The organism is Paenibacillus sp. VMFN-D1, from assembly GCF_003386155.1.
GTDB classification, from domain to species: domain Bacteria; phylum Bacillota; class Bacilli; order Paenibacillales; family Paenibacillaceae; genus Paenibacillus_AQ; species Paenibacillus_AQ favisporus.
In genome coordinates this window covers 297,363-321,995 of sequence record NZ_QRDU01000005.1, presented here as the reverse complement: position 1 = coordinate 321,995, position 24,633 = coordinate 297,363, and the positions used below count along the sequence as shown (strand labels likewise).

The following is a 24,633-nucleotide window of genomic DNA, read 5'->3' as shown; positions in this document are numbered from 1 at the left end:
CCATATCGAATTTGTTATATAAAAATCATATTAAAATAATATGACATTCATATAATGCATTTGATCCAAGCCACCAGAAAACCATCATAGCCATTCAGTTTCAACAAAGGGCTACCAGGCAATCGCCCGCCGTTCCCGGAAATATCCACCGCTGGGGCCGTCCTCTCCCGCAGTGGCCAGCCACACGGCCGTATCGGCCCCCTCCGCCACCGAGTGCGGAGCGTCCGACCCGCCCATAGCGGTCCGCACTCTGCCGGGGCAGACTGCATTCGTTTGAATGCCGTACGCCGCGGTTTCCTGGTCCACCAGCACCGTCAGCGCATTCAGCATCGTTTTGGAAATCCGGTAAGCGGAGGAAGAACCCTTAAGCCCGAGGAGACCCTGCATCACCTCAAAGGAACCGAGACCGGACGACATGTTGACGATCCGCCCGTACCCTTGCTCCTTCATCAGCGGCACCACCGCCTGGATCATGCGCAGCGCGCCGAAGAAGTTGGTCTCCAGCGTTTCTTTCATCACTCTCTCCTCTACGTCCAGGACGGAAACGCCCCGATCCAGAATGATGCCCGCGTTGTTAACGAGGACGTCCAGCCTGCCGTGCTCCTGCCGGATTCGATCCACCATCGTAACAATGCTTCCCGGATCTTGCAGATCCACTGCCTGGACGTCCAGCGCAAGCCCTTCCGAGCGCAGTTCGGATACGGCTTGCCTTCCCTTCTCTTCGCTCCTGCAGCCGATGATCACATGCAGCCCTTTGTGCGCCAACTGTCTGGCGATTTCTTTGCCGATACCGCGATTCCCGCCGGTGACCAGCGCTACCCGCTTGCTGCCCATCAGTGATCGCCTCCTTCCTTCAGTTGACGTCTCCAAGCGGTCAGGCATTCCCGCAAATGGTCTTCCGCTTTTCGAAGCGTGTCGATCCGCTCCCCAATCTCCGCCAGCTTGGCTTCCCCCACCCGGATTGCTCCGGGTAAGCATTCCGGCCGAACCTCCTCCGATCCGGCGCACGGGTAGGCATCGCTGATTTCTTTGGCGCTTAGTCCAAGGCTGAAGTACAGCTGGATGATCCGGACACGCTCGACATCGGACAAGCTGTACTCCCGGTATCCGTTATCCAGCCGGACGGGATGAAGCAGCTCCTTCTCCTCGTAATACCGCAGAGAGCGCAGGCTGACGCCCGTCGCGCGGGACAGCTCGCTGATATGCATCATCATCACTCCTTTCATCGGCCTTGCAGCCATCTGTTAAAGCAAGTGTAAACCCTCACATCATGTGAAGGTCAAGCGATGTTTTGCGGGTAGAATTATCATTCACTCTGATCGATGGGTTGTCCGTTAATTTTCTGGTAAGTGCACTGGAAAATGGGGGGCTGGTTGAGGCCATGACCTCGGTCTTTGTGGGGCGCTGGTTATGATGTAATGAAGTCATACTTTCTCGTTTTTAGGACGTCTATATATAGAATATCTAAACTGGAGGGACGAATGATGAAGAAAATCACCATGGCCTCGATTTCATTTCTCTGCGCAGCAGCTATCATGCTGCCGGATCACAGTATCAGTACAGCAGCAGCCAGAACCAATAGTGAAACTCATGTCATCATCAATAATCAAGATCTGGCACCACAAGATGTCCTTATAAAAAACAACCAAATATTTATTAGCTTCACTGAAGCTAAAGCGTTAGATAATATAACTTTCCAATGGAATCATGCTGCAAAACAAGTGACCGCAAAAGGCAAGGATACCAATCTATTGCTCACCATCAACAAAACAACCGCCCTGGAAAACGGAAAAGCTGTGAAGTTGAACACGGCTCCGTTTATCTATGATGGAAAAACGATGATCCCCCTGCGATTTGTCACTGAAACCATGGGCGGCTCTGTTACCTGGAATCCATCCACTCAGACAGCATTCATCACAAAGGCAAGCTCATATTTGATCAGCGATCTCACGAGTGATGAGTTAAGCGTTGCAAGGAATGCAGCGATCAATCTTCCAAGAGTGTCACTCCTGCCTAAAATAAATACTCCCACTTACGAGACTTCAAGTATCCAGTATTATTTTCCTAAAAAAGTGCACGATCAATTTTTCGAAAAAAACAACAATGCCATCAGTTATTTTGAAGTTTCTGATGATATCGCTTATTTGAAATGGCAAGGTCTAATCACCAATACAGCAAGTACTCAGAAGCAGCTGTATTTTATTTACGGAACGATAACCAACGAAATTGGAACACGGCCTTCCGTTAAAGACTCCACATTCGCCGCCTTCCGTTGGATGCCGCATATCGGATCGACCGGCTATAGCTTGATTCATAAGGACAATTGGAACGATGTTGTTTACAAGGAAACGGAAGTGAACCAAAATACCGCAAAACCAAACTATATTATTGTTCAAATTCCTGAAGAAGAATAGAAACCGGCCTAGTTCCCCGGTGGATCGAAATGTTGGACGGATCAGGCAGGATCTCCCTTCTGGAGAATCGAATTTATCGTTAACGGGAGGCGAGGATCATGACAGCTTATAGACCGGAAAGTGCGAAGACACCGGACAAAATTCGCATTATCGGCTCGGTCGGCAGCGGCAAATCGACTTTGGCAAGAGCGTTGTCCGACCTATTGGGCATCCCTTATTATGAATTGGATAATATGGTATGGAGGCGCACGGATCATGGGGACGTGAAGAACAGCTTCGAGGAAAGAGACCGCATCCTGAACGGCATTCTCGAGCAGGACCGGTGGATTATCGAGGGCGTCCATTATCAATGGGTGCTGCGGAGCTTCGCGGACGCGGACCTGATCGTTTACGTCGATACGCCGATCTGGGTCCGCAATTACCGCATACTGAAGCGTTTTACCGTGCAAAAGCTGGGGCTTGCGCAGGGGAACTACAAGCAAACGTTCAGCATGCTCCGCAAAATGTACCAATGGAACTACCGGCACGCGAAAAAGGAAAAGCCGGAAATTATGCAGATTGTAGAGCCATACCGCGGAAAGCTGCGGATGATCCGCAATTCGTCTGTGCGGCAAGCTTTAATGCTGCCCGAAAAGGCCCGGCCCTAAAGGGATTGAGGTACCTAAAGGGCCTGAGGGGCCAAAAAACAGAAGCTCGTTACTCCTTCACCGGATAGGCCATGACGCTCATCAGCGCGTTCTCGGCCTGCGTAGAATCCAGCCGGCTGTACTGCACAAAAATCGGCGCGCTGCCGGTGACCTCCATGGCATAAGGAACCCCTTTCGGTATGTACTTCCCTTCCACATTTAAATGGGCTGTGCGGATATGATGCGTCCGCTGCCCCCCCACAGTCGCAGTCATGCCCAGGAGCGGTTCCCGGTCTTCGAAAAAAGCGTTGACCGTCACCGTCACTTCTTCTCCGCTTAAGTTCAGCACGCAAATCGATTCGTGGCTTTCCAGCTGGCCGCTGCTCGTCGGCGGAATGTACCCGTCGGGAATAATCCACTGTAACTGACCTTTGGACATTCGAATCCCTCTTTTCGAAAAAAAGATTTTGCCGTGCCTCCTTAGCTAGGCCCATAAGACGGAGACGCGGCTTTTTTCCATTATAAACCTCTCTGGGAAGCGATTACATCCAATATTCCTTTCTTTTAGGTTAAAAAACAGGGCGCGCTGCTAAGCCGTAAATTATTACTCCACGGCCGCCTGCTCCACCTGCCGCTTCGCCAGCGGTTTGCGGACGAACGCCAAAAAGATCAGCGCCGATACGGCGACGGATGCGGCACAGACGCCGAACAGCGTATTGTACCCCGTATACTGCGACACCCAGCCCAGCAGGATGGAACCCAGGCCGATGCCGAGGTCGAAGGCGGTCATGTACGAAGCGCTGGCCGCGCCCCGCCGCTCCGGATCGGCAAGCCGCAGGTTCACCGCCTGCATGGCCGGCTGAGCCGAGCCGAAGCCGATGCCGTACAGCACGGCGGCGGTGATGACGCCGGCAAGCCCACCGGCGAAGGCAAGGACGAGCAGCCCCGCCGCCGTAACGGCCAGCGCCGGTACGATCACGTAAGCTTCGCCGAGCCGGTCGGCCAGCTTGCCGGCCACCGGCCGCGCCAGCGTCAGCGCCAGGGCGTAGACGAGAAAGAAGGTGCCGGCGTTCACCCGGACCGATTCGGCAAAGAGCGGCAGAAACGTTGTGATCCCGCCGTAAGCCGCCGACAGGAAAAACAGCGACGAGGTGACGGGAAGCACCGATTTTTCGAAAAAGACGATTTTCCGCCGCTCCGCCTTGACCTGAAACGGAATCCGGGTCAGAAAGACGAGAATGAAGGCCGCGGCGGACAAGCCGGTCGCCAGCAGAAACAAATCGTGAAATGAGCCGCTCTGGTGCACCCAGGTCCCGAGCATCGGTCCGACCGCCATGGCGATCGTCATCGCCAGGCCAAACCAGCCCATACCTTCACCGCGCCGCTGGACGGGAATGATGTCGGTGACCGATGTGCTCACTGCCGTGGTAGAGAGCGCCCAGCTGGCTCCATGAAGAATCCGCAGTCCGAGAAGAACGGCAATCCCGCCAACCCAGTCATACAGATACATGGATAATACGAAGAACAGCAATCCCCAAATCATAAAGGGCCTTCGGCCGTAACGGTCGAGCAGCCCGCCGACAATGGGACGAAACAGGACGGCGCTCAGCGTGAATACGCCGGTTACGAGCCCGACTTGGGATTCGTCCCCGCCCATCTCCTTGATAAAGAGCGGCATCGTCGGCAGCAGCAGATAAAACCCAGTGAACAGCACCAGCATGCCGGCCGTGATTTGAATAAAAGACCTCGTCCAGAGCCTTTCCATAGATGAATTCCTCCCTAACCATAAATTAAAAGTGGTTTCATGCGCTCCAAATCTTCTGGAATCAAAGTGCTGGCTCAATCCCTGCGGCGATATTCCTGATCGTCATCTTTCACGACATTTCCATCAATCTTCCTCGGCCTGGATCCGTTCGATCTCTGCCATGATCCAGGCTTCATCCGCCTCCCCCAGCCGTTTGCGGTAATCGAACATCCGGAGCAGCTGGTTCCTCTGCTTGGCTGGTTCCGGCTTCTGCGATTGCAGGTACGCCTCAAACCGGGACACATACTCCCGGCTTCTTCGGATGATCTGCAGGTAATCCTCCAGACAGGCCAGGCGGACCTCCTTGGTCACGTAGCCGAAGTACACCATTTTGAACCTGAAAATCAGCGCGGCCTCCGCTTCCGGGTTCGGCTCAAGCGTCTCCTTCATCAGCTCTTCGAACCGCTCCCGGCCGGCATCGGTAATCGCGTATATTTTCCGGGTTCGCCCGCCCTTCGTCTCTTCTTCGATCCGCAGATGAATCCAGCCGGCCTCCGTCATCCGCGACAGAAGCGGGTACAGCGTGCCGGAGCTAATCTTACGGCCAAGCCCCACCGCGTTATTCAAGACGTCCTGGAGCATATATCCGTGCTTCTCACCTGTCATCAGCTCGCCCAGAACGAACAATTCGTACACCTCACTCACCTCCGTTAAATATGTCGTTTCGATATATATTATATGTCGGATCGACATATTTTCAAGCCCCTATTTTGAAAAGTTTTCCACCCTTTTTACACAGAAAAAGGCGGTCTCTGCAAAGGACCCCATATTTGACTTCGGTCTAATAAACATGCAAAATCACGACATCCGGCCATCCCAATACCGCTATCCCAAAGGTCTCCGAATCGTCCCTAGGTCCCGGTCCTAGGCCTCTCCCGACTGTTGACAGCGTTTCCAAAGCGATGACATAATGTTGTACAAAAATCCCGCCTAGGCGGGCGGAGGGAGTAGCCGTGCAGACTTGGAAGAGCCGTTTCAGGCATATGAAAATCAAGAACAAGCTGTCCATCCTGATCGCATTTATCGTTGCCATGACCTTTGCCTTTGCCCTGATTGTGCAGCAGTACGCCTTCTCGGTGTACGACGAGCAGCTGTACGTAAAGTCCTCCCGCGTGCTGTACCTGTCATCTTCTGCGATCGAAAAAGAGCTCGAACGCCTCGAGCAGCTGTCCTTCAACATCATCACCGACACGCAGATCCAGTCCCAGCTCAAATCCATCGCCCAAAGCGACTCCGATTACGATCGCCTGACCCTGCGCAAGCACATGGTCGACAGGCTCCTCACCTATGTCGGGTCCGAGCCCTCCCTCTACTCGATCCATATGGTCGATGCGGCCGGAGCACAGCAAGATGTCGGCAGCCTGATTCCCATCCAGGCCGAAAAGCGGGACGTGATCCTCAGGCTGGCGGACAACGCCGAAGGTCAAGCCCGCTGGACCTTCCCCGATGCGTCCGATCCGGCCCTGATCCTGACCCGTCAAGTCCGTTCCTACTCGGGCACCATGTTCGACCTGCAGGATATCGGCACCATTTTCATGCGGATCAACATGGAGCGGATCGTGCACGAGCTTGGCGCGGGGGAAGGCGACCTCATCGTCACCTCCGGGCCGGACGTCATTTATCCCTCGCAGCCGCATTTCGATCCCGCCCTCATCCAGAGCTCCATCACATCCGAGACCGGATATTTTATCAAAGAAGTTCAGGGAAAAACGTATTTTGTCGCCTATAACCGTTCTTCCGCCACCGGGTGGACCTACCTGAACGTAACCCCGTTCAACCAAATTTTCCGGCAGATCGTCCTGATCAAGGAAATCGTTATCGGTGTCTTCATTCTGATATTTGCCTTCGCCATTCTGTGGGGCATCCGCTTCTCCCGGGGGCTGACCCGCCCGATCGAGAATCTGATCGCCCGCATGAAGCTCGCAGAGAGGGGGAACTTCGCCGAAGCCAACATCCTTGCCGGCGACCAGGAGCCGCCCGCGATGGACGAACTCGGCCTGCTGCACCGGACGTTCCGCCTTATGGTGGAGAGGATCAACGACCTGATCACTGAAAATTACGCCAGCCGCCTCCTGATCAAGGAGACCGAGTTCAAGGCGCTGCAGGCGCAGATCAACCCGCATTTTTTGTACAACACGCTGGAGTCCATCAACTGGATGGCCAAAATCAACAAGCAGACGCAAATTTCGCAAATGGTGCAGGCGCTGGCGTTTCTGCTCCGCAACTCAGTCAGCCTGAAGGAGCCGATCCTGACGCTGAAGGAGGAGCTGGAAATGGTGCAGCATTACATCACGATCCAGAAATTCCGGTTTGAAGAGCGTCTGTCCTTCCACATGGATGTTCCCGAGCCGGAGCACTTCCGGAAAATTCCGAAGCTGACGCTCCAGCCCCTGCTCGAAAACGCGATACATTATGCGCTGGAGCCTTCCGTCGGCATGTGTACCATTTCCTTGACCTGCCGGGAGGAAGCGGATGCGTTTATCCTCATCGTCGAAGACGACGGCCCGGGCATGGCGTCAGATACGCTTGAGCTGCTGCGGGAAGGCAGGCTGACCACGGCGGGGAACGGCATCGGCCTGCTCAACATCGACGAGCGGATCCGCTTTGCGTTCGGCGAGAATTATGGGCTCTTCATCGACAGTGCCCCGGGTCAGGGGACCCGCATTCATATCAGGTTACCGAAAGAAATGGAGGGATCCGAGCATGTATAAAGTGCTATTGGTAGATGATGAACGCATCATATTGGACGGCATTTCGCAAATGGTCGACTGGCAGGACTTCGGGACTGAGCTGACGGGAACGGCCCAGAACGGATTGCAGGCTTACGACCTGATCGCAGCCGATCCGCCGGACATCGTCATCAGCGACATCCGGATGCCCGGGCTCGACGGGCTTGGGCTGGTCGCCCAAACCTATGCCACCCACCCGAACGTCAAATTTGTGCTGCTGTCCGGATTCGGGGAGTTCGAATACGCCAACCGGGCCATGCAGTACGGGGTCAAGCACTACCTCCTTAAGCCGACCGACGAGACCAAAATCGCTGATTCGCTGAAGGAAGTGACGGCCGAGCTGGATCAGGAACGCCGGCGGGAGGCTTTTACCCTGGACATGAAACGGCGCTTCGAGAAAGTCATCCCCCACGTCAAAGAACAGGTGCTCCGCGAGTTCGTGACCAATAAAACCTACGGACGGCGGGATCTCGAGGAATACCGCGGCCTGCTTCCCTGCGACTTCGGGCGCCCCGTCCGGCTGCTGCTCTGCCATATTGAGGGCGAAGCCGATTACGAACACCAATTTGCCGTGAAAAATATCGCCGAGGACCTGCTGCAAACGGCGCTGATGAGCACGACGCTGGGCGACCACGCGCTGATCCTTATTTCCGACCCGGAGGATCAGGAGCTGCTTCACCGCCGGCTGCAGGACATCCGCCGCACTTTCCGGCTGTATTACAAAATGAACGTGACCGTCGCCGTCAGCGATCCCGGTCCGATCACGTCCGCGCGGAAGCTGTACCGCGAAACGCTGCAGTGTCTGAACTACCGCTTCTATCTGGACGACAGCGGGATCATTACACGGAAGGACACGTTTGTGCCCGACGGCGGTGTCAGCGAGTTCGCCTTTGACGAAGAGCGCCTGATGCTGCCCGTGCGCTCGGGTGACCAAGAGGAAGCCGCGCTCGCACTGGCCGAGTTCATCGCCGAGCTCAAACGGGCCCAGCTCAGCATCGAAATGACGAAGTCGTACGCGATTTCGATGTATGCCGCGCTGGTGCGCCTGGACGGCCCGGAACGGATGGCGGAGGCCTACAAGCGGATCTCCGAGATCGCCGACATGGGCTCGCTGCAGGCGATTCAGTCGTTCCTGGAGGAGACGGTCCGGGACATGGCCGGGCGCAACTACGAACGGAACGCGTTCAAATACAACGCCATCGTGCGGAAGGTGATTGACATCGTAGAGGAGCAGATCGGCAACGCCTCCCTGTCGCTGAACCTCGTCGCGCACGAAATGCTGTACATGAACGCCGACTATCTAGGCAAGCTGTTCAAAAAGGAGACCGGCGAGAAGTTCTCCAACTACGTCATGCGCATCCGGATCCAGCGGGCGACCGAGCTGATGGCCGAAAACCCCGATGCCAAAATCTTCGAGATGGCCGAGCAGCTCGGCTTCGGCGACAACCCGCAGTATTTCAGCCAGGTGTTCAAAAAACAGATGGGCTGCACGCCGTCGGAGTATATCCGGAAGCTGACGGGCGGCATCTCTGCTTTTTAAACAAACAGGTCGGTTTTTTTCCTTACCCAGATCGCCGCAAGCGTTGATAATTGGAAATGTAAGCAGTATCAGATAAAGCACACCAATCTACCGTTAATCCTATGGGGGAGGAAATGACATGAGAAAAGCGTTAAGCGCCGTTCTTCTTTTTTCCTTAATCACCGGCCTGATCGGCTGTTCCGCCGGGGGCAGCAGCGACAAATCGGCCAGCGGAGGCGACGCCGCGCCTGCGACGACTACATCGGCCGGCGAGAGCAAAGATCCGGTCAAGCTTCGCATTGCCTGGTGGGGCGGCCAATCCAGACATGATTACACCCTGAAAGTCATCGAAATGTACGAGAAGCAGCATCCAAACGTTACGATCGAGCCCGAATACGCGCCGTTCGACGACTATTGGAAGAAGCTCGCGCCGCAAGCCGTCGCCGGCGGGCTGCCGGACATCATCCAGATGGACATTTCGTATTTGAGCCAGTACGCCAGCCGCAACCAGCTCGCCGACCTGAAGCCCTTTACCGACAGCGGTACGCTGAATGTCGCCGACGTCAGCGAGAACGCCCTGAAGGGCGGCGAGGTCGACGGCAAGCTCGTCGCCATGAACCTCGGAGTCAACGCTCTGCAGACGACCTTCGACGTCGAGACGATGAAGAAGAACGGCATCGACATCCCGTCCAAAGACTGGACCTGGGACGATATGGGCAAGCTTGGGGAGCAAGCCAAGGCCAAAGGCTTCCAGATCTGCGGATTTGCCTACCATCACGAGGTGTTCTTCCCGTATTACCTGAGAACGATCGGCCAGAAAATGTACAGCGACGACGGCAAAACGATCGGATATGCCGACGACCAGGCTTTTATCGATTATTTCACGCGATATCAGCAATGGTATGACAAGGGCTACATCCTCTCCCTCGACAAAGAAGCTCAGAAGAAGGGCGTCGCCGAAGAGGACGAAATCGTTCTCGGCCACTCCATCTCCGGCATCGGCTGGTCCAACCAGTTCCTTGCGGTGGCGAATCTGGTCAAGGACCGTCCGCTCGAGCTGAATCCGATGCCGGGTCCAGGCACGAAGGAAGGGCTGTTCCTAAAGCCTTCCATGTACTTCTCCATTGCGGAATCGTCCAAGCAGAAGGAGGAAGCGGCCAAGTTCATCAGCTTCTTCATCAACGATATCGAAGCGAACAAGCTGATCAAGGGCGAACGCGGGGTGCCGGTATCCTCCAAAGTAAAGGATGCGCTGAAGCCGATCCTGACCGAGAACGAAGCGAAAATCTTTGATTATGTCACCTGGGCCGAGTCGAACAGCAGCCCCGCTGACCCCCCGAACCCGATCGGATCGGTGGAAGTCGAGAAGCTGCTGCGGGATTTGAGCGAAAAGATTCTGTTCAAGAAAATTCCGATCGACCAGGCGGCGGTGGAGTTCCGCAAGGAGGCCAATGCCATCCTGGCCCGCAGCCAGAAATAACCTGAAGGGGAATCCTCATACTGCCTGAAGGAGCCGGGCCCCGGTCGGGTTCGGCTCCTTCCTTTTGGCTTGGTGAGAGAACGTGCCCTATAAACTCTCTAGTTCCAGAGGAAAAGCCGTGGTTTCTTCAACGGTGGGCTGCTTTCGCTCACAATGCTGTACGTATCCAATTTTGTAAGCTTAGGGGTTGACGATAATGAAAAGGCTGCGGGATAACGAGCACCTCACCGGTTACGTGTTCACGTCTCCGTTCGTGCTGGGCTTTCTGATCTTTACGCTGTATCCGGTGCTGTCTTCGCTGTATTATTCCTTCACCGACTACAACCTGATGGAGGCGCCGAACTGGCTCGGCCTGGACAACTACAAGCGGATGTTCATGGAAGACGACAAAATCGGCAAATCGTTTCAGGTCACCTTTACGTATGTGCTGGCCAGCGTGCCGCTCCGTCTGCTCTTTGCCTTGTTCGTCGCCATGATCCTGAACGTGGCTACGAAAGCGGTGGGCCTGTACCGGTCCGCCTTCTACCTGCCGTCCCTGATCGGCGGCAGCGTCGCGGTGTCGATCATGTGGCAGCAGATCTTCGGGGATCAGGGGCTGGTGAATTCCTTTCTGAACCTAATCGGCATCCACACCTCGACCTCGTGGATCGGGAATCCGAGCACCGCGCTGTGGACCTTGATCGCCCTGTCCACGTGGCAGTTCGGCTCGTCGATGATCATTTTCCTGGCGGGGCTGAAAAATATACCGAAAGACTACTATGAGGCAGCGGGCGTGGACGGCGCCAATGCCGTCCGGCGGTTCTTCAACATCACGCTGCCGATGCTGAGCCCGATCATTCTGTTTAACCTGACGCTGCAGACGATCTCGGCATTTATGACGTTTACGCCGGCCTACATCATTTCCCGCGGGGAAGGGGGTCCGCTCGATCAGACGCTGCTCTATTCGCTGTACCTGTACCGCAAGGCGTTCTCGCACTTTGAGATGGGCTACGCCTCGGCGCTCGCCTGGGTGATGCTGCTCATCGTCGGGTTCCTCACCCTGCTCATCTTCAAATCCTCGACCCGCTGGGTCCACTACGAGACGAAGGGAGACTAACGGCCATGACCATGTCCACACCCAAGCGCGTTATGTACCATGTGCTGGTCGGCATCTTCGCCCTGTTCATGATCTATCCGATTCTATGGCTGGCGGCTAGCTCCCTGAAGCCGAACGACGAAATTTTCTCGACTACCTATAGCCTCATTCCAAGCCGGCTGGAATTCGCCAACTACGTCTCGGGCTTCAAGGGGTTCGGCGGGACGACGTTTGCGACCTTCTTCAAAAATTCGTTTATCATCGTCGTCCTGTCAACGGTCGGCGCCGTCGTCTCATCGGCTCTCGTAGCCTTCGGCCTGGCGCGGACAAAATTTTTCGGCCAGAAGTTCTGGTTCGCCGCCATGATGGCCACGATGATGCTGCCGCAGGACGTCGTCATCGTGCCGCAGTACGTCATGTTCGCCAAGTTCGGCTGGCTCTCGTCCTTCAAGCCGCTGATCGTCCCGCATTTCTTCGGCACGCCGTTTTTCATCTTTCTGATCATGCAGTTTATCCGCACCATTCCGGGCGAGCTGGACGAAGCGGCGAAAATCGACGGCTGCAGCAAATACGGCGTGTTCTACCGGGTGGTCCTGCCGCTCATCGGACCGGCCTTGATCACCAGCGCGATCTTCTCTTTTTACTGGAGATGGGACGACTTCATCAACCCGCTCATCTATTTGAACAGCCCGGATAAATTCCCGGTCTCCCTTGCGCTGAAGCTGTTCCTCGACGGCGAATCGCTAAACAACTGGGGCGGCATGTTCGCTATGGCCACACTGTCGCTTCTGCCGGTCGTCATTGTGTTTTTCATTTTCCAAAAATACATCGTCGAGGGCATCAGCACCACCGGTCTGAAAGGATAACAACAATTGGGGAATGGCGAATGATAATGAAAAACGGCAGGTCAGCTGTAAGCTGAATCCCTGCCGTTTTTTGCGCATACACTCCTTGTGACGGAAAAGCAGAAGCTGCGCATTTATCATGCTGTTGTATGGTATGAGGTGCCTCTTCCGAGGCCTGCCGTTTACTTTTTCTCGAACAGACCGAGACGGTTGTTGGGCCGGCCGTTCAACCGGATCCCATCGCCATTCTTGCTGTTCTTGCGCTTGGTACCGTTCAGGCGGTCTGTCAATTCGTTAAACCAGGCTTCGTCATAGGTGGCCAGTGCTATATCAATCAGGCTTTCGACGTTGTTCTTATCTGCAAGCGGGTTGACCGGCAGCGATCTCAGCCAGGATTCACGTACACCGATCACGCGTCCAACCGCTTCCTCGTTGTCGGACTGAACGACGCGTACTCTCGCGATGCCTTTCTGAGCGTCCACCGTCTCAATGTATCCGTGAATAAACTCACCGTCTACCGTCTTCCCTTGGACCCAATCGCTAACTTCGAATCTCATCATTCCACCGCCCATCTTTAAGTATATACAAACTGTAACCAGAAAAATCACAAAATGAATATACTGTAATGATACTAAACACAGTTGGGAATGTCAAATCCGCCAACGACCATTTCGCAAACGACCGATTACATGGATGAGAAGCCACCTGCCGCCATATCCCCCATCTATAATGTATGCAGTTAGCGGGTGATAGGTTCGTTACTGCCTTTGGAATGCGACCTTTAATCCTAATCCGATATACAGTGCTCCTATAACTTTGCCACTAAGTCGGCCCAAACGACGCATCCATGCCGTCCGCCGTACCATCCGTCCGAGAGTAGAAACACTTAATACAATTATGGTTGTATACAGTGCACTTAAAACCACAAAAATGAGTCCGAGGATCAAAAACTGCCCTATCGTATTCCCATGCCCTGAGTTCACAAATTGCGGCAGGAACGCCAGGAAGAATAGTGCTGTTTTAGGGTTGAGAACTTCCGCCATTGTCGCCGAAGCATAGGATTTAAAGGCTCCTGCCGATTCGACTTTTGGCGTTTTCAGTTCCGATTCCTTACTTAACATTGCGCGGATCCCCAAATACAGCAAGTAAGCCGCTCCTGCAAATTTAACGAAGTTGAAAGCGAGCGATGAGGTCATCAATATGGCCGAAAGTCCCAACGCAGCAAACAACGTATGCAGGAAATCTCCTGTTGCAATGCCCAGCCCTGCCATAATGCCTCCTTTCCGCCCATTCTGAACGGTTCGGCTAACGGTAAGGAGAACCGCCGGCCCCGGAATCACAAACAACCCCAGCACAACGAGAACATACGTAATTAAAGTTGAAAGATCGAACATTTCGCATCCTCCCTTGAATCGGTATCGTCACTTTATTTTACACATTATGGCACAAGCATTCACGCCACGCCAGAGTTTCGGGAGGATAAAAATGGGGTTATTCTTGTGTGCAAGAGTTCTCATTTTTTTAATGAAGATCATCGCTGCGGCTCTGCAGCCATTGCTCGAATTCAGCCGGTGTACTCACATCATCATCCAATACGGCCGAATAAATATCGAAGCTTTTCACTTGATTTCCATATTCGGCCCGCTTTGCCCATTCGGTTTTGATGCTTAAAATAGCAGCGGTCTTGGCAGGAGTAAGGCGTGCGGGCATCGTTTGAATATGCAGCAAATCGGGCTGTTTGTCAGGCTCGTCTACAAACCAGATATCCAGCTCCCACCGGTGGCCGTTTGCGGACCCGTAGGTCAATCCAAGAAAATAACCGTCTGGATAAGCCGGATCGGTGTTCCATTGGCCCGTATCGTTAATAAATTTCATCTCCCGTACTCCCGGATTGGACATCAGCTGCAAAGCAATTCCAGCGACCGCCGCCATATCCAGTTTGGAGCAGACCACCGTCACATCCAGGTCCCTCCAAGCCATTAAACCTAGCGCAGCGCTCCCTACGATTACGGGCTTACCGGCTGCTGCCAGCAATGGCATCAGGTTCATTTCTTCAGCTACCGAACCCGCTTCAACTTGCAGCCGCTTTTGGCGGGCAAGCAAATCCTCTTGGTTCATCATCATTCCTGCACCCTTTCTATTTCTGCTAAACTGGTCTTATTTCCTCCGGCTGTCAAATTCGCCGCTTCCAGCAGCATCGTGTTCTTCGTCCTCTCAGGAAAAGATAGCCGGGTATCCTCCAAAATGTTCTCTTAGTATCATTATAATGTTTTTAGAGGATTTTTTAGAGGAAATCGATAGATGAACTGCATGATTTGGTAAGCACGAAAGGGTGAACACAGACAACCTATTCATGATCGGAGGTTAGAATGTTGAGACAGTTTCGAATTCCTTCATTTTTGCAGGATGTGTTTGGTGAAAAGCAATCGCTCCCCTCTATCTTGGCTATTTTACTTTTTGGCGGGATCATGACGGCTGCGATGTATTACAGATATCCGGAGTTCACTGACCACTTGCCCGTGTGGCGCAGCGTGTTGGCATTATTATTGATATTTGACGTTTTTGCCGGCTGTATCGCGAATTTCACTATTTCTACCAGCAACTTTTATGCGGCCCGCACAACGAATCGGATCGTTTTCATTGCTATACACGTACATATCGTGCTTGTTGCCCTCCTGCTTCAAACCGATATAAAATATGCTATTGGGATATGGGCCTACACCATCATCGGAGCATTTATTGTAAATTCTCTTATAGGAAAGCGAGTGCAATTATTCGCAGCGGCCTTGCTTTTTTCTACGGGTCTGGGCCTCATGCCCATGCTTCCGGGAATAACGCCCTATATGCTGATCCTTGGCATTCTGTTTTTAATGAAAGTATTATTCGGTTTTTCCGTCGATCATTATGGAAAGCTGTTGTAATATAATGTAAGTATCTTAATGAACGAATCAAAGGCGGTGAAGATTTGAAAGGTCTGATTAGAGCATATAAGGTATTCATTGCCGTGTTTGCTGTCATCGTGATTGCTGCCATTGTGATTGGGACAAGGGGGCTGAATGGGCAGGAAAATCATACTTATGTGCTGCCGGCCGGGTACACAGGATGGGTAGCGGTCATTTACAATCAAAAGGGTTATCCCGAGCTCCCGAAAGAGGGAGACGCCATTGTAAACCGCATTCCGAAAAACGGAGTTTTGAAGACGTCAAGCGCACCGACATCTGGCGGGATGACATTTTTTTATGCAGATGATCAAGGTCAACGGACTGAAGTGGGGATGGGAATGATTCAAGGCCAGCACATGGGCACGGATACGATCCCGCGTCCGGACGGTACAAAAGAAGAAAAAACGATCAATGCGTTCTATGTCGGCACCGAGCAGCAGTATTACGCTCATTTACAGGAGCAGCCTTGATAGATCAAACTTAAAGCCACACTGCTGTTATCCTCCAATCATCCACCATGAAGAGCAGCTGTAGCCCCCCGTCCACTGAACCCCTCCCTCAGACTCCTTCTTTTATGGAAAATACAAATGACCCACAGGAGGGTCACGGGCAACGTGTCCTTCCTGTGGGTCACTGATCACAGATCATCTGCGGTCAACGCGTAAAACGTCTAATCACCATGTTAATGAGACGAACTCACCTTATTTCTAGGGTCCGCCCCGCTTGGTTTCGGTCTGCGGTTCGTGCGTCCATTGGAATTTCCATTTCCATGCCCCTTGGACTTGTCGTTCGCATGTCCCTTCGCATGGCCTCCCGCATCACGCTTCAGGCTGCTGTTCGCGTTCCGATCAGGATTGCGGGCACCGCTCACCGCCGCCTTTGGGGCACGATCCTGCTTCGGTTTGCCCCGCTGCTGCCCCTCGTCCGTCCGCCCTTTACGGGCATCTCCAGCCTGCGGCTTGCGGGAATGGCCTGCTTGCGCCTTACCCGGCCGGTTTGCCGTGGAATTCCCCAATGGGCGATTTGCCGCTGCAGCTTGGGGCTCCATCGGATAGTCATGCCCCTTCACTTCGGGAATGGCCTTGCCGATCAGCTTTTCGATGTCCTTCAGGTACGGCAGCTCGTCCGCTTCGCAGAAAGAGATTGCAGACCCGCTCATCCCCGCCCGGCCCGTGCGGCCGATACGGTGAACGTACGTCTCCGGGATATTCGGCAGATTAAAGTTAATGACATACGGAAGCTCGTCAATATCGATCCCCCTGGCAGCAATGTCGGTCGCCACCAAAATGCGCGTCGTCCCGTTTTTGAAATGGTTCAGGGCGTTCTGCCGGCTGTTTTGCGATTTGTCGCCATGGATCGCCTCAGCCGTAATATTCGCTTTCTTCAGCGCGCGAGCCACCCGGTCGGCTCCCCGTTTGGTGCGGGTAAACACCAGGGCCGACTCGATCGACGGATCCTGCAGCAGCTGGTTGAGCATCTGCAGTTTGCTTCCTGCCGCCAGCAAATAAACCGACTGCTCGATCCGTTCGGCGGTTGAGGAGACCGGCGTCACTTCCACTTTTACCGGATTGACGAGCAGCGTTTGGATCAGGCCGCTAATTTCCGGAGGCATCGTCGCCGAAAAGAACAGCGTTTGCTTCCGCTTCGGCATGACGGCGATGATCCGCTTCACATCATGGATAAAGCCCATGTCCAGCATCCGGTCGGCTTCATCCAGCACGAGCATTTGAATATGCTGCAAATCGATGTGCTTTTGATGGATCAGGTCGATGAGCCGGCCCGGCGTGGCGATGACGATATCCGCGCCCTGCTGCAGCGCCCGTTCCTGCGGCTTTTGCGGAACGCCGCCGACAATGACCACCGCGCGCAAATCGGTATACTGGCTGTACGCCTTCACGTTATCCATAATCTGAATGGCCAGCTCTCTCGTCGGGGTCAAAATAAGCGCGCGGACCCTGCGGCCCGCCCCCGGTTTGCGGGGCTCCCGGCTCAACAGCTGTATGATGGGCAGGGAAAATGCGGCAGTCTTACCGGTTCCCGTCTGGGCGCAGCCCAGGAGATCCCGTCCGGCCAGCACGGCAGGAATGGATTGTGCCTGAATCGGCGTCGGCTCGGTATAGTTCTGTTTGGCCAGCGCTTTTAAAATATTCGGGTCAAGCTTCAAATCTTTAAAGTTCATATATGCTCCTTTTACTTTAAACCTGTATTCTTTAATCACGAAACCTGTGTACTTTTCATCCAAGTCACCACAAGCCGTTCTTTTACGTCGTAATACATAACGATACCACATCTGGACACCAAAAAAGAAGCGGAATCTTTCTCCGCTTCCTTAAAAATGATGTATATGGACTAAATTGGCATTAAGCTTTACGGAACTGAGCACGGATCAAGGGAATGATGGCGCAATGAAAGTGTTCCGCCAGCATATCATACGGATGATGGCAAAAGAGACCGGAAGGGACAGCTCACCAAGCTGTTCCCCGCCGGTCTTCTTGTTGTTGGATCTTCTAACTGGGTGGATCGTAAATTACCGGATTGTTACCTTCGTTTATTTCCCCGCCTGCCCCAGCTTGGCCAGGACGTTATACAGGATCTGGGCCGTTTCGGCCCGGGTGGCCTGGCCGTCCGGATAAAACCGGCTAGGCCCCTGCCCTTGAATCAGTCCGGCGGCGTACGCAGACCGGACGGCTTCCTGCGCCCAGGCCGGCGAACCGGCGACGTCCGTGAACGGCGCCGTTTCCCCGCCGGCTGCGGCGGTTCCGCCCGCGGCCCGGTAGGCGCGGACAATCATGGCCGCCGCTTCCTGGCGCTTGATCAAGGCGTCCGGTGCGAAGCTTGCGCCGCTGACGCCTTGGACGATGCCCGCCTTGGCGGCGGCTGCGACAGCTTCCGCGTACCATGCCGCGGAAGGCACATCGGTGAAGGGCGCGCTGCCGTCGCCCTTCAGGTGCAGCAGGCGGACCAGCATCGCCGTCATTTCGGCGCGGGTCACCGGCTGATCCGGCGCGAAGCTGCCGCCGCCGACGCCGTCAATGAGATGCTTCGCCGCCAGCTCCCGGATCACGCCGGAAGCCCAGTGCCCGCTCGTATCGGCGAAGCTTTTGGCGTATTCCAGAACGGCGTAAGCACCATCCAGCGAACTCACTTCGGCAATCAGCTTGCCGCCTGCGGCCGTTCCGCCGATATACGTGAGCACGCCTAGGCTGTTCAGGCCATACAGCCCGGTCAGCTTGGCATCCAGCCCCGAAGCGACGGGGAGCTCCAGCGTTATCGGCTGCTGCAGCGCCGTGATAGGGTGAACCTGGCCATCCTTCGATATGAGGCTCAGGTTGAGGGTAAAGAGGCTGCTTCCTGCGCGGAGCACCGCGCCTTCCGCCTGCCCGGCCTTTGCCACCCGCTCTGCGGCCTCTGTCTCCGAGGCGCGGGATGCCGCCAGCCGAATCGTGCTGCCTTCGAGCTGATCGGCGGGCACCTTGCCGCTGGCCGCCTGCAGGATGCCTGCGGGCAGCGTCAGCTTCAGGTCAGCCGCGTTCACCGTCAGCGGCTGTCCCTGGAGCAGCGAGGCGGCGCTGCCCGGCAGAATCAGCTCATTGAACGGCTGATCTGTGTCCAATACGGCTCCGCCTTTCGCCAGAATCGCCGTCAGCTGCGCGGCGTTCAGCTTCCACTTGCCGCCTTGGCCCGGCTTCGGATCCGGCTGGGCAGGTGGAGTCACCGGCGGCTGCACCGGCGCAGAAGAGTTCCCTCCACTGTTGCCTGAATTGCCACCGTTATTTCCTCCGCCATTTCCCGGGTCACCCCCGCCAGGGTTATTTCCTCCGCCATTACCCGGATCGCCTCCGTCAGGGTGATCTCCCCCGCCGTTACCCGGATCGCTTCCGCCAGGGTTGTCACCATCTCCCCCTCCCGGCTGCTCCGGCGCTTGAACGGTAAGTTCATACTCGGCCGACAACGATCCGTAAGCGGCCGATATCACCGTCTTCCCTTCGGCCAGCGCAGTCACTACGCCCTGTTCGCTCACCGAAGCGACGTCCTCATGGCTGCTGCTGAAGGTTACACCTTCCAGCACCTGAATGCGCGTGCCGTCTGCGTAGACCGCTTCCGTTACCGTCTGATCGCTCTCGCCTTCCTTCAGCACTTCCTTGCCAGTCAGCGACAACGATTCCGGTTCGCCTTCCGGCGCCGGATTCACGGTGACGATCGTCTCCGCGAACAGATTTGGGTTCACCGTGCTTGCCGCCCGGATGACGGCCGATCCCGTGCCGGTCGCCGTCAACCGGCCTTCCGGCGATACCGTTACCACTTCGCCGCCTTCCCCGGTCGGCTCGGCGCTGTAGACGGACCATGTGACGCCCGGGTCCGCTCCATCCGGCTTCACTTTGGCGGTCAGCTGCCGGGTTTCGCCGACGGCCAGCTTCACGTCCTGCTGCTCGATCTCGACCGATTCCGGAGCCGGAGCCTCCGTCTGCTTCGACAGCGTAAACTTGTCGACAGTTCGTCCGCCGACCGTCTTCGTCACAAAGCGCAGGCTGTCGCCGTCCACCTCGACCGAAGCGTACATTTGCGTCGCTTCGTCGTCAGTGATCCGCTGCCAGTCCCGCTTAGTCAGCGAGTAAAACTTCGGCCCGGTCGAGCCGGCCACGACATAGGTCGTCCCCTGCCCGTCCGGGACGATCTCGTTGTTCATCATCGGGAAGGTCCGCAGGTAAATATGATCATGCCCGTTCAGGACGAGATCGACCCGGTGCTTCTCGAGGACCGGCGCCCACAGCCGCCGGATGTCGGCCGTATCGTAAATGCTGCCGTACGGGCCGCGGTGGAAGATCGCGATCTTCCATTTTTTATCCGTCCTGGACAGGTCCTGGTCGAGCCACTCCTTCTGCTCCTCGTACTGGTATTCGCTGTTCAGGACGGCAAAATGAATATTTTTGTAATCAAAGGAAAAATTGCTTCCCGCCAGGCTTGGCACACCGTTGCCCGGCTGGTTGAAATGGGCCAGGAAATCGTTGTTTTCCTTCGTTCCCATCACCTCATGGTTGCCGATCGCGCCGACCAGCGTCGTGTTCAGGAACGCCTCCTGCGCTTCGCTGAACCACCACTTCCATTCCTGCTCGTTGAAGCCTTTGTCGACCATGTCGCCGACATGAACCATAAACTCGGCGTCCGGCGAATCTTCCACCGCCTTCTTCACCGTGCTGCCCCACAGCTTGAACCCTGCCAAGTCTCCCGCCTGGGAGTCGGCGAAATACAGGAACTTGGTATGATCTCCGTCAGCCTCAGCGGTCTTGAACGTGCCCTGCGGGCTGTAATGGCCGCTTCCGTCACCGACGCGGTACACGTATTCGGTGCCCGGCTCCAGGCCGTTCACCGTCGCCTTGTGCACCCGGACCGCACCCAGGTCGAGCGTCTGGTACAGATAGCTTGTTCCTTCCGTTTTTATCGCACTCGGGTCGTCAAACCCGGTAAAATCCGCTTTTTTCACCACTTCTACCACGGTCTGCTCCACAGCTGGGCTCGTATGCCAGATGAAACCGCGGGATGCGGCCGGATCCTCGCCCATGCCGACGTTGATGTTGTACGGCGTTTCGGTACCGGACAGCGGCGACACCTTAAACTCCGCCACCGGGCTGTACTGGTCTCCCTTCATCGCCTGCACCTGATACGTCTTGACCTCAGCCGTCAGCAGGTTGGTGCTCAGCTCTCCCTGTGCATCGGTCGTTCCGACCGGACTGCCGTCCGCGGTGATCTGCGCGCCTTCCACCGGTTCCCCCGACTCGTCTTTGACCGAAAAGACCGTTTCGTAGCCCTGGATGTTGCCGTTCTCGTTCCAGGACAGCGACAGGGCGCTCTTGATATCCGATTTCAGCGGCAGCCCAAAGAAGGGATACACCACGCTGCCTGTACCGGCAAAGGTAACGTTACCGGACTCGAATCGGATTTCGTTCGTTCCGGCGGCGTCCTTTTTCACGTCAAAGCTGATTTGTCCGATCAAATCGCTGTCGGTCAGCCCCGCTTGGTCCAACCGGCTGAAGGTCAGCGCGGCCGTGCCGTCCTCGCCGATAACTGCGCTTGCCTGGGTCTCATTCAGTTTGCCGCCCGGAATAAATTTGAGATTCTCCACCTTGCTCAGGTCAAAAGCAAGCCGAAGCTGTCCTCCCTGCAAACCGGAGGCCTTCACGCCTTTGATGTCCACCGTGTAGGTACGGCCCCCGTACAGTTCCTTCGGCGTATCATACGTCAGCTTCGAACCGCCCGTGTCCACGTTAAAGGTCCACGCCTCGGTCGTCCGGTTGCCGGCCAGGTCCGTCACCGACACCTTGGCCTGATGCAGTCCGTCTGCCAGCGGCGTCGCCGGGGTGTAATAAATCCGGCCTTCCGGCGGATACAGCGTGTGCTGCACGCGCTGCCCGTCCAGGTCGAACCGGATCGAGTCCGGATCGATCAGTGTCGTGCCCGGATGCTGCGCCGGATCATATCCCGCGTCTTCGCCGTACACCTTGATCACCGGCTGGCTGCTGCGGATCGTCTCTCCGTCCGCCGGCGAGAAGTTCTTCAGGACCGGCGGCTCCATGTCATCCTGATTCGGACCGTACAAGGCCCGGATCTGATCGACGTAGATCGCCCCGGCATCCTTCTTGGCCGATGAAGTTTCCATGTAGCGCACCGGCATATCCATGATCAGCGGGAGCGTCCGGCCTTTGGGCACTTCCGCCTCCAGGTACTTCCACCCGGTCCAATCAATGCCGATGTTCTGATCGGTCAAATCGAGCGGTATCGTTCCCTTGCTGTCGCGCAGCTGTGCACGCAGCCAGTGGTTTTTGCCGTCCCCGTACACCCACATGCTGATCTTCTCCGGATAACCCGGGATTTGAATGGCCTCCGCCTGCGTCTTGCTCTGCAGGTAGGCACCTGAGGTCCCCGGCGTGCCGGTAAAATCATACTCCAGCTTCAGCGAACCGCTGCCGAAACGGACCAAATCTTCATTCGTCTCGATGCTCACCTTGGACGTTTTAAACTGCGCGCCGGCCGACGGCAGGTACTTGTCCAGGCCGTTTTCGAAATCCTCCAGCACCACGGGAGGCTGGCCGATGGTCACTTCCATCTGAGCTTCCACCCCCTTGTAGCTCACCACAATTTTGCCGCTCAGCTCATTGCCTTCCGCTGCGGTAAAGACGCCGGCTTCGTCGATCGAGCCGATCGGCCCTTCGACGCGCCATGTCAGCAGGCTGTTGTCGGCCTGCACCACCTGGCCGTCGCGGAGCGCCGTCACCTTCAGCGTCTCCGATTGGCCCGGCGGGAAGCTGCGCAGCTGATCGCCAAATTTCAGCTCGGTCAGCGTATCGACGACCTCGACTTTGCCGGCTCCACTTGCGCCGCCGGACGTGACGGCGATATCCGCCTGTCCGGGCGTGGAACCAGCCGTAAAGACGCCGCTGCCGTCGATCGTTCCGATCGCCGGGCTGACGCTCCACTCCGGCGTACCTTCTATCGCGGCCGGATGCAGGTTGGCATCGACGCCGGCCACCTTAAAGGCCGCCGTCGAGCCGGCCAGCACCCTCTCCAGCTGCGGCTTCACGACCAGCTCGTCCACCGGCCCTTCCGCCGCCTGGTTCACAAGCAGCAGCCCGTTGGCGGTCTTGCGCTCCCCGCCGTCCGAGGGGGAGTTCAGTAGCGTACGGCTGGTGTCGCCCGGCATGCGGGCGATAAATGTCGACGAGCCGCCGCCGTCCAGGTTGATGGCGTTCACGACGCCCATCTCCTCCATAATCTGCCCCAGTTCGGCCAGCGTCACGCCCTCGCTGAAGCCCGGCTGGCGCCCGTCGATTTCCAGCATGACGACGGAACCGTCCGCTTTCGTACCGATCGCCGTGCGCGGATGGGCCGCCGGGTCGCTGTTCGGCTGTGCCGCCCCGTCCTTGACGAGCAACGCGGAACCGCCGATGGCCATCGTCACACCGCTCCAGGCCGGCTCTAGGCTGAAGGAGACCGATGCCGTATCGCCGGCCTTAAGGCCGGCGAGCACCGCGCGCTGGCTGCCGGAAGCTGACAGGATGACCTGCCCCGGGGCTATCGGCGTGCTGCCTTTGTCTTTATGGACATCGGCTACCTTCAGCTCCAGCGTCTCCCCGCTTTTGACCTCTCCCTTCACGACGTCTAGAACAACTTCGTCTCCTAAATCGTTGGTCATGGTCGTGCCGTAGAAGTCGGGTGTGTACAAAACGAGATCGTTATTGCCCCGCGTTCGGTTGATGGACGTCAGCTCAGTCTTCTGTCCATCAATCTCCAGTGTCCGCGTAAGCTTCGGACTCGGTCCATATATCGTCGTGCCGTCCTCCTTGATGCCAAACGCGTACCAGTCACTCGGCGGACTCGTCAGTATTTTTCCGCTGCCCATGAAGTAACCGAGCGGGACGCCGGAAGACATATCATAAAAATCCCCGTTGATCCCGGCGATCACCCGATTTCCCGCTCTGTCGATATCCGCAGCCATTTTGCTGACCGGCTGCATGCCGTATACTTTGCCGTCCGTCATGCCGGGCTCAAGCGCCAGCGCCGGATTGGACGGATCAAACTCCACCATGTGCAGCTTCTCCAGCCCGCGGTCCAGCTTCATGTCTTTCCAGGTATAGACCGCGCCCGGTCCGATCTGGACCTGCCGCTCGTCGACGATGCTTCCGGCTGCCGCGGCCTTTGCGCCGGCTGCCGCCGCCAGCGCGGGCCGCCCGCCGGGCAGAGCCAGGGTCAGAACCAGCGTGCCGGCCAGCAGCGACGCCCATAGGCTCCTCGTCCGTTTTCTTATCATTCCATCCTTGCCTCCCATTCGATCTGACAGAATTCGGGTCCTTCATAGAACGCCTCGACAGCAAAGTATAACGGTAGCGTGTAAAGCCATCTCCCCTCTCTTCGTAAAATTTTGTCAGGTTAATGTAAAATAAAATTAAATATTCACTAACAATATAAAATTATATTTCACGATTGGATAGGAGCTTTGTAACTAAGATCGGGACAAAACCAGAGGTTTGAAGCCCTGTTTTAGCAGCAAATTTCGACAGTGAATATGAGCCCGGCAGACGCGGCGCACCGCGAACAAAACGAAAGCCCTTGCGCATAAGCGCAAGAGCAGCATTGTCTTTTACAGCATGATATATCATGTCTTTTCTACCGCAGCCTCCTCCTCATTCGCCTCATATGATATGCG

19 protein-coding genes are annotated in these 24,633 nt (G+C 55.9%); 9 read left to right on the top strand and 10 right to left on the bottom strand.

From position 1 onward, the window contains the following. Positions 1-111 precede the first annotated feature (111 nt). Complete coding sequence (locus C7820_RS27890; protein ID WP_116233796.1) at positions 112-834, bottom strand: SDR family oxidoreductase; 723 nt, start codon at positions 832-834, stop codon at positions 112-114. Further along, positions 834-1,226, bottom strand: a complete 393-nt coding sequence (locus tag C7820_RS27885; RefSeq protein ID WP_258875486.1) for a MerR family transcriptional regulator — start codon at positions 1,224-1,226, stop codon at positions 834-836. The genes C7820_RS27890 and C7820_RS27885 overlap by 1 nt, the downstream gene beginning before the upstream one ends. A gap of 255 nt (positions 1,227-1,481) precedes the next feature. On the opposite strand from C7820_RS27885, the gene C7820_RS27880 reads away from it, so the two are divergent. Next, entirely contained in the window at positions 1,482-2,414 is a 933-nt protein-coding gene (locus C7820_RS27880) for a copper amine oxidase N-terminal domain-containing protein (protein WP_258875485.1), read from the top strand. Positions 2,415-2,512: 98 nt separating this feature from the next. Then, a complete protein-coding gene (locus C7820_RS27875) occupies positions 2,513-3,061 on the top strand; it encodes an AAA family ATPase (RefSeq protein WP_116233793.1) in 549 nt (182 codons plus the stop codon). Between the two features lie 49 nt (positions 3,062-3,110). Here C7820_RS27875 and C7820_RS27870 read toward each other — a convergent pair whose 3' ends face one another. The 3 genes from C7820_RS27870 to C7820_RS27860 form a co-directional block, all read right to left on the bottom strand. Then, a complete protein-coding gene (locus C7820_RS27870) occupies positions 3,111-3,479 on the bottom strand; it encodes a sensory rhodopsin transducer (RefSeq protein WP_105444263.1) in 369 nt (122 codons plus the stop codon). A gap of 165 nt (positions 3,480-3,644) precedes the next feature. Further along, positions 3,645-4,805 carry an MFS transporter gene (locus C7820_RS27865; RefSeq protein ID WP_116233792.1) on the bottom strand — a complete coding sequence of 387 codons (1,161 nt, stop codon included), beginning with the start codon at positions 4,803-4,805 and terminating at the stop codon, positions 3,645-3,647. A 123-nt stretch (positions 4,806-4,928) separates the two neighbouring features. Next, positions 4,929-5,537, bottom strand: coding sequence for a PadR family transcriptional regulator (locus tag C7820_RS27860; protein ID WP_309545790.1), 609 nt, complete (start codon positions 5,535-5,537; stop codon positions 4,929-4,931). Positions 5,538-5,797: 260 nt separating this feature from the next. On the opposite strand from C7820_RS27860, the gene C7820_RS27855 reads away from it, so the two are divergent. The 5 genes from C7820_RS27855 (at position 5,798) to C7820_RS27835 (ending at position 12,513) form a co-directional block, all read left to right on the top strand. Then, entirely contained in the window at positions 5,798-7,555 is a 1,758-nt protein-coding gene (locus C7820_RS27855; RefSeq protein ID WP_116233791.1) for a cache domain-containing sensor histidine kinase, read from the top strand. Continuing rightward, positions 7,548-9,113, top strand: a complete 1,566-nt coding sequence (locus C7820_RS27850; RefSeq protein ID WP_116233790.1) for a response regulator — start codon at positions 7,548-7,550, stop codon at positions 9,111-9,113. The genes C7820_RS27855 and C7820_RS27850 overlap by 8 nt, the downstream gene beginning before the upstream one ends. Before the next feature lie 118 nt (positions 9,114-9,231). Further along, a complete protein-coding gene (locus tag C7820_RS27845; RefSeq protein ID WP_116233789.1) occupies positions 9,232-10,572 on the top strand; it encodes an ABC transporter substrate-binding protein in 1,341 nt (446 codons plus the stop codon). 196 nt (positions 10,573-10,768) lie between these two features. Then, on the top strand, positions 10,769-11,668 hold the full coding sequence (locus C7820_RS27840) for a carbohydrate ABC transporter permease (protein ID WP_116233788.1): 900 nt from the start codon (positions 10,769-10,771) through the stop codon (positions 11,666-11,668). A 5-nt stretch (positions 11,669-11,673) separates the two neighbouring features. Beyond that, complete coding sequence (locus tag C7820_RS27835; RefSeq protein ID WP_397334227.1) at positions 11,674-12,513, top strand: carbohydrate ABC transporter permease; 840 nt, start codon at positions 11,674-11,676, stop codon at positions 12,511-12,513. Positions 12,514-12,674: 161 nt separating this feature from the next. Here C7820_RS27835 and C7820_RS27830 read toward each other — a convergent pair whose 3' ends face one another. The 3 genes from C7820_RS27830 to C7820_RS27820 form a co-directional block, all read right to left on the bottom strand. Continuing rightward, complete coding sequence (locus tag C7820_RS27830; RefSeq protein ID WP_084204087.1) at positions 12,675-13,052, bottom strand: hypothetical protein; 378 nt, start codon at positions 13,050-13,052, stop codon at positions 12,675-12,677. A 198-nt stretch (positions 13,053-13,250) separates the two neighbouring features. Then, positions 13,251-13,886, bottom strand: a complete 636-nt coding sequence (locus C7820_RS27825; protein WP_116233787.1) for a LysE family translocator — start codon at positions 13,884-13,886, stop codon at positions 13,251-13,253. Between the two features lie 127 nt (positions 13,887-14,013). Beyond that, complete coding sequence (locus tag C7820_RS27820; RefSeq protein ID WP_258875481.1) at positions 14,014-14,616, bottom strand: hypothetical protein; 603 nt, start codon at positions 14,614-14,616, stop codon at positions 14,014-14,016. A 248-nt stretch (positions 14,617-14,864) separates the two neighbouring features. Between C7820_RS27820 and C7820_RS27815 the strand changes: the two genes are divergently transcribed. Further along, positions 14,865-15,413, top strand: coding sequence for a hypothetical protein (locus C7820_RS27815; RefSeq protein ID WP_116233956.1), 549 nt, complete (start codon positions 14,865-14,867; stop codon positions 15,411-15,413). A 44-nt stretch (positions 15,414-15,457) separates the two neighbouring features. Further along, complete coding sequence (locus tag C7820_RS27810; RefSeq protein ID WP_116233785.1) at positions 15,458-15,904, top strand: DUF6843 domain-containing protein; 447 nt, start codon at positions 15,458-15,460, stop codon at positions 15,902-15,904. 212 nt (positions 15,905-16,116) lie between these two features. On the opposite strand, the gene C7820_RS27805 is transcribed toward C7820_RS27810, so the two are convergent. Together C7820_RS27805 and C7820_RS27800 are read right to left on the bottom strand one after the other, a co-directional pair. Then, positions 16,117-17,613: a DEAD/DEAH box helicase gene (locus C7820_RS27805; protein ID WP_116233784.1), complete on the bottom strand. Its 1,497-nt coding sequence runs from the start codon at positions 17,611-17,613 to the stop codon at positions 16,117-16,119. Positions 17,614-17,982: 369 nt separating this feature from the next. Next, positions 17,983-24,237 carry a phosphodiester glycosidase family protein gene (locus tag C7820_RS27800; protein ID WP_116233783.1) on the bottom strand — a complete coding sequence of 2,085 codons (6,255 nt, stop codon included), beginning with the start codon at positions 24,235-24,237 and terminating at the stop codon, positions 17,983-17,985. Between the last annotated feature and the right edge of the window lie 396 nt (positions 24,238-24,633).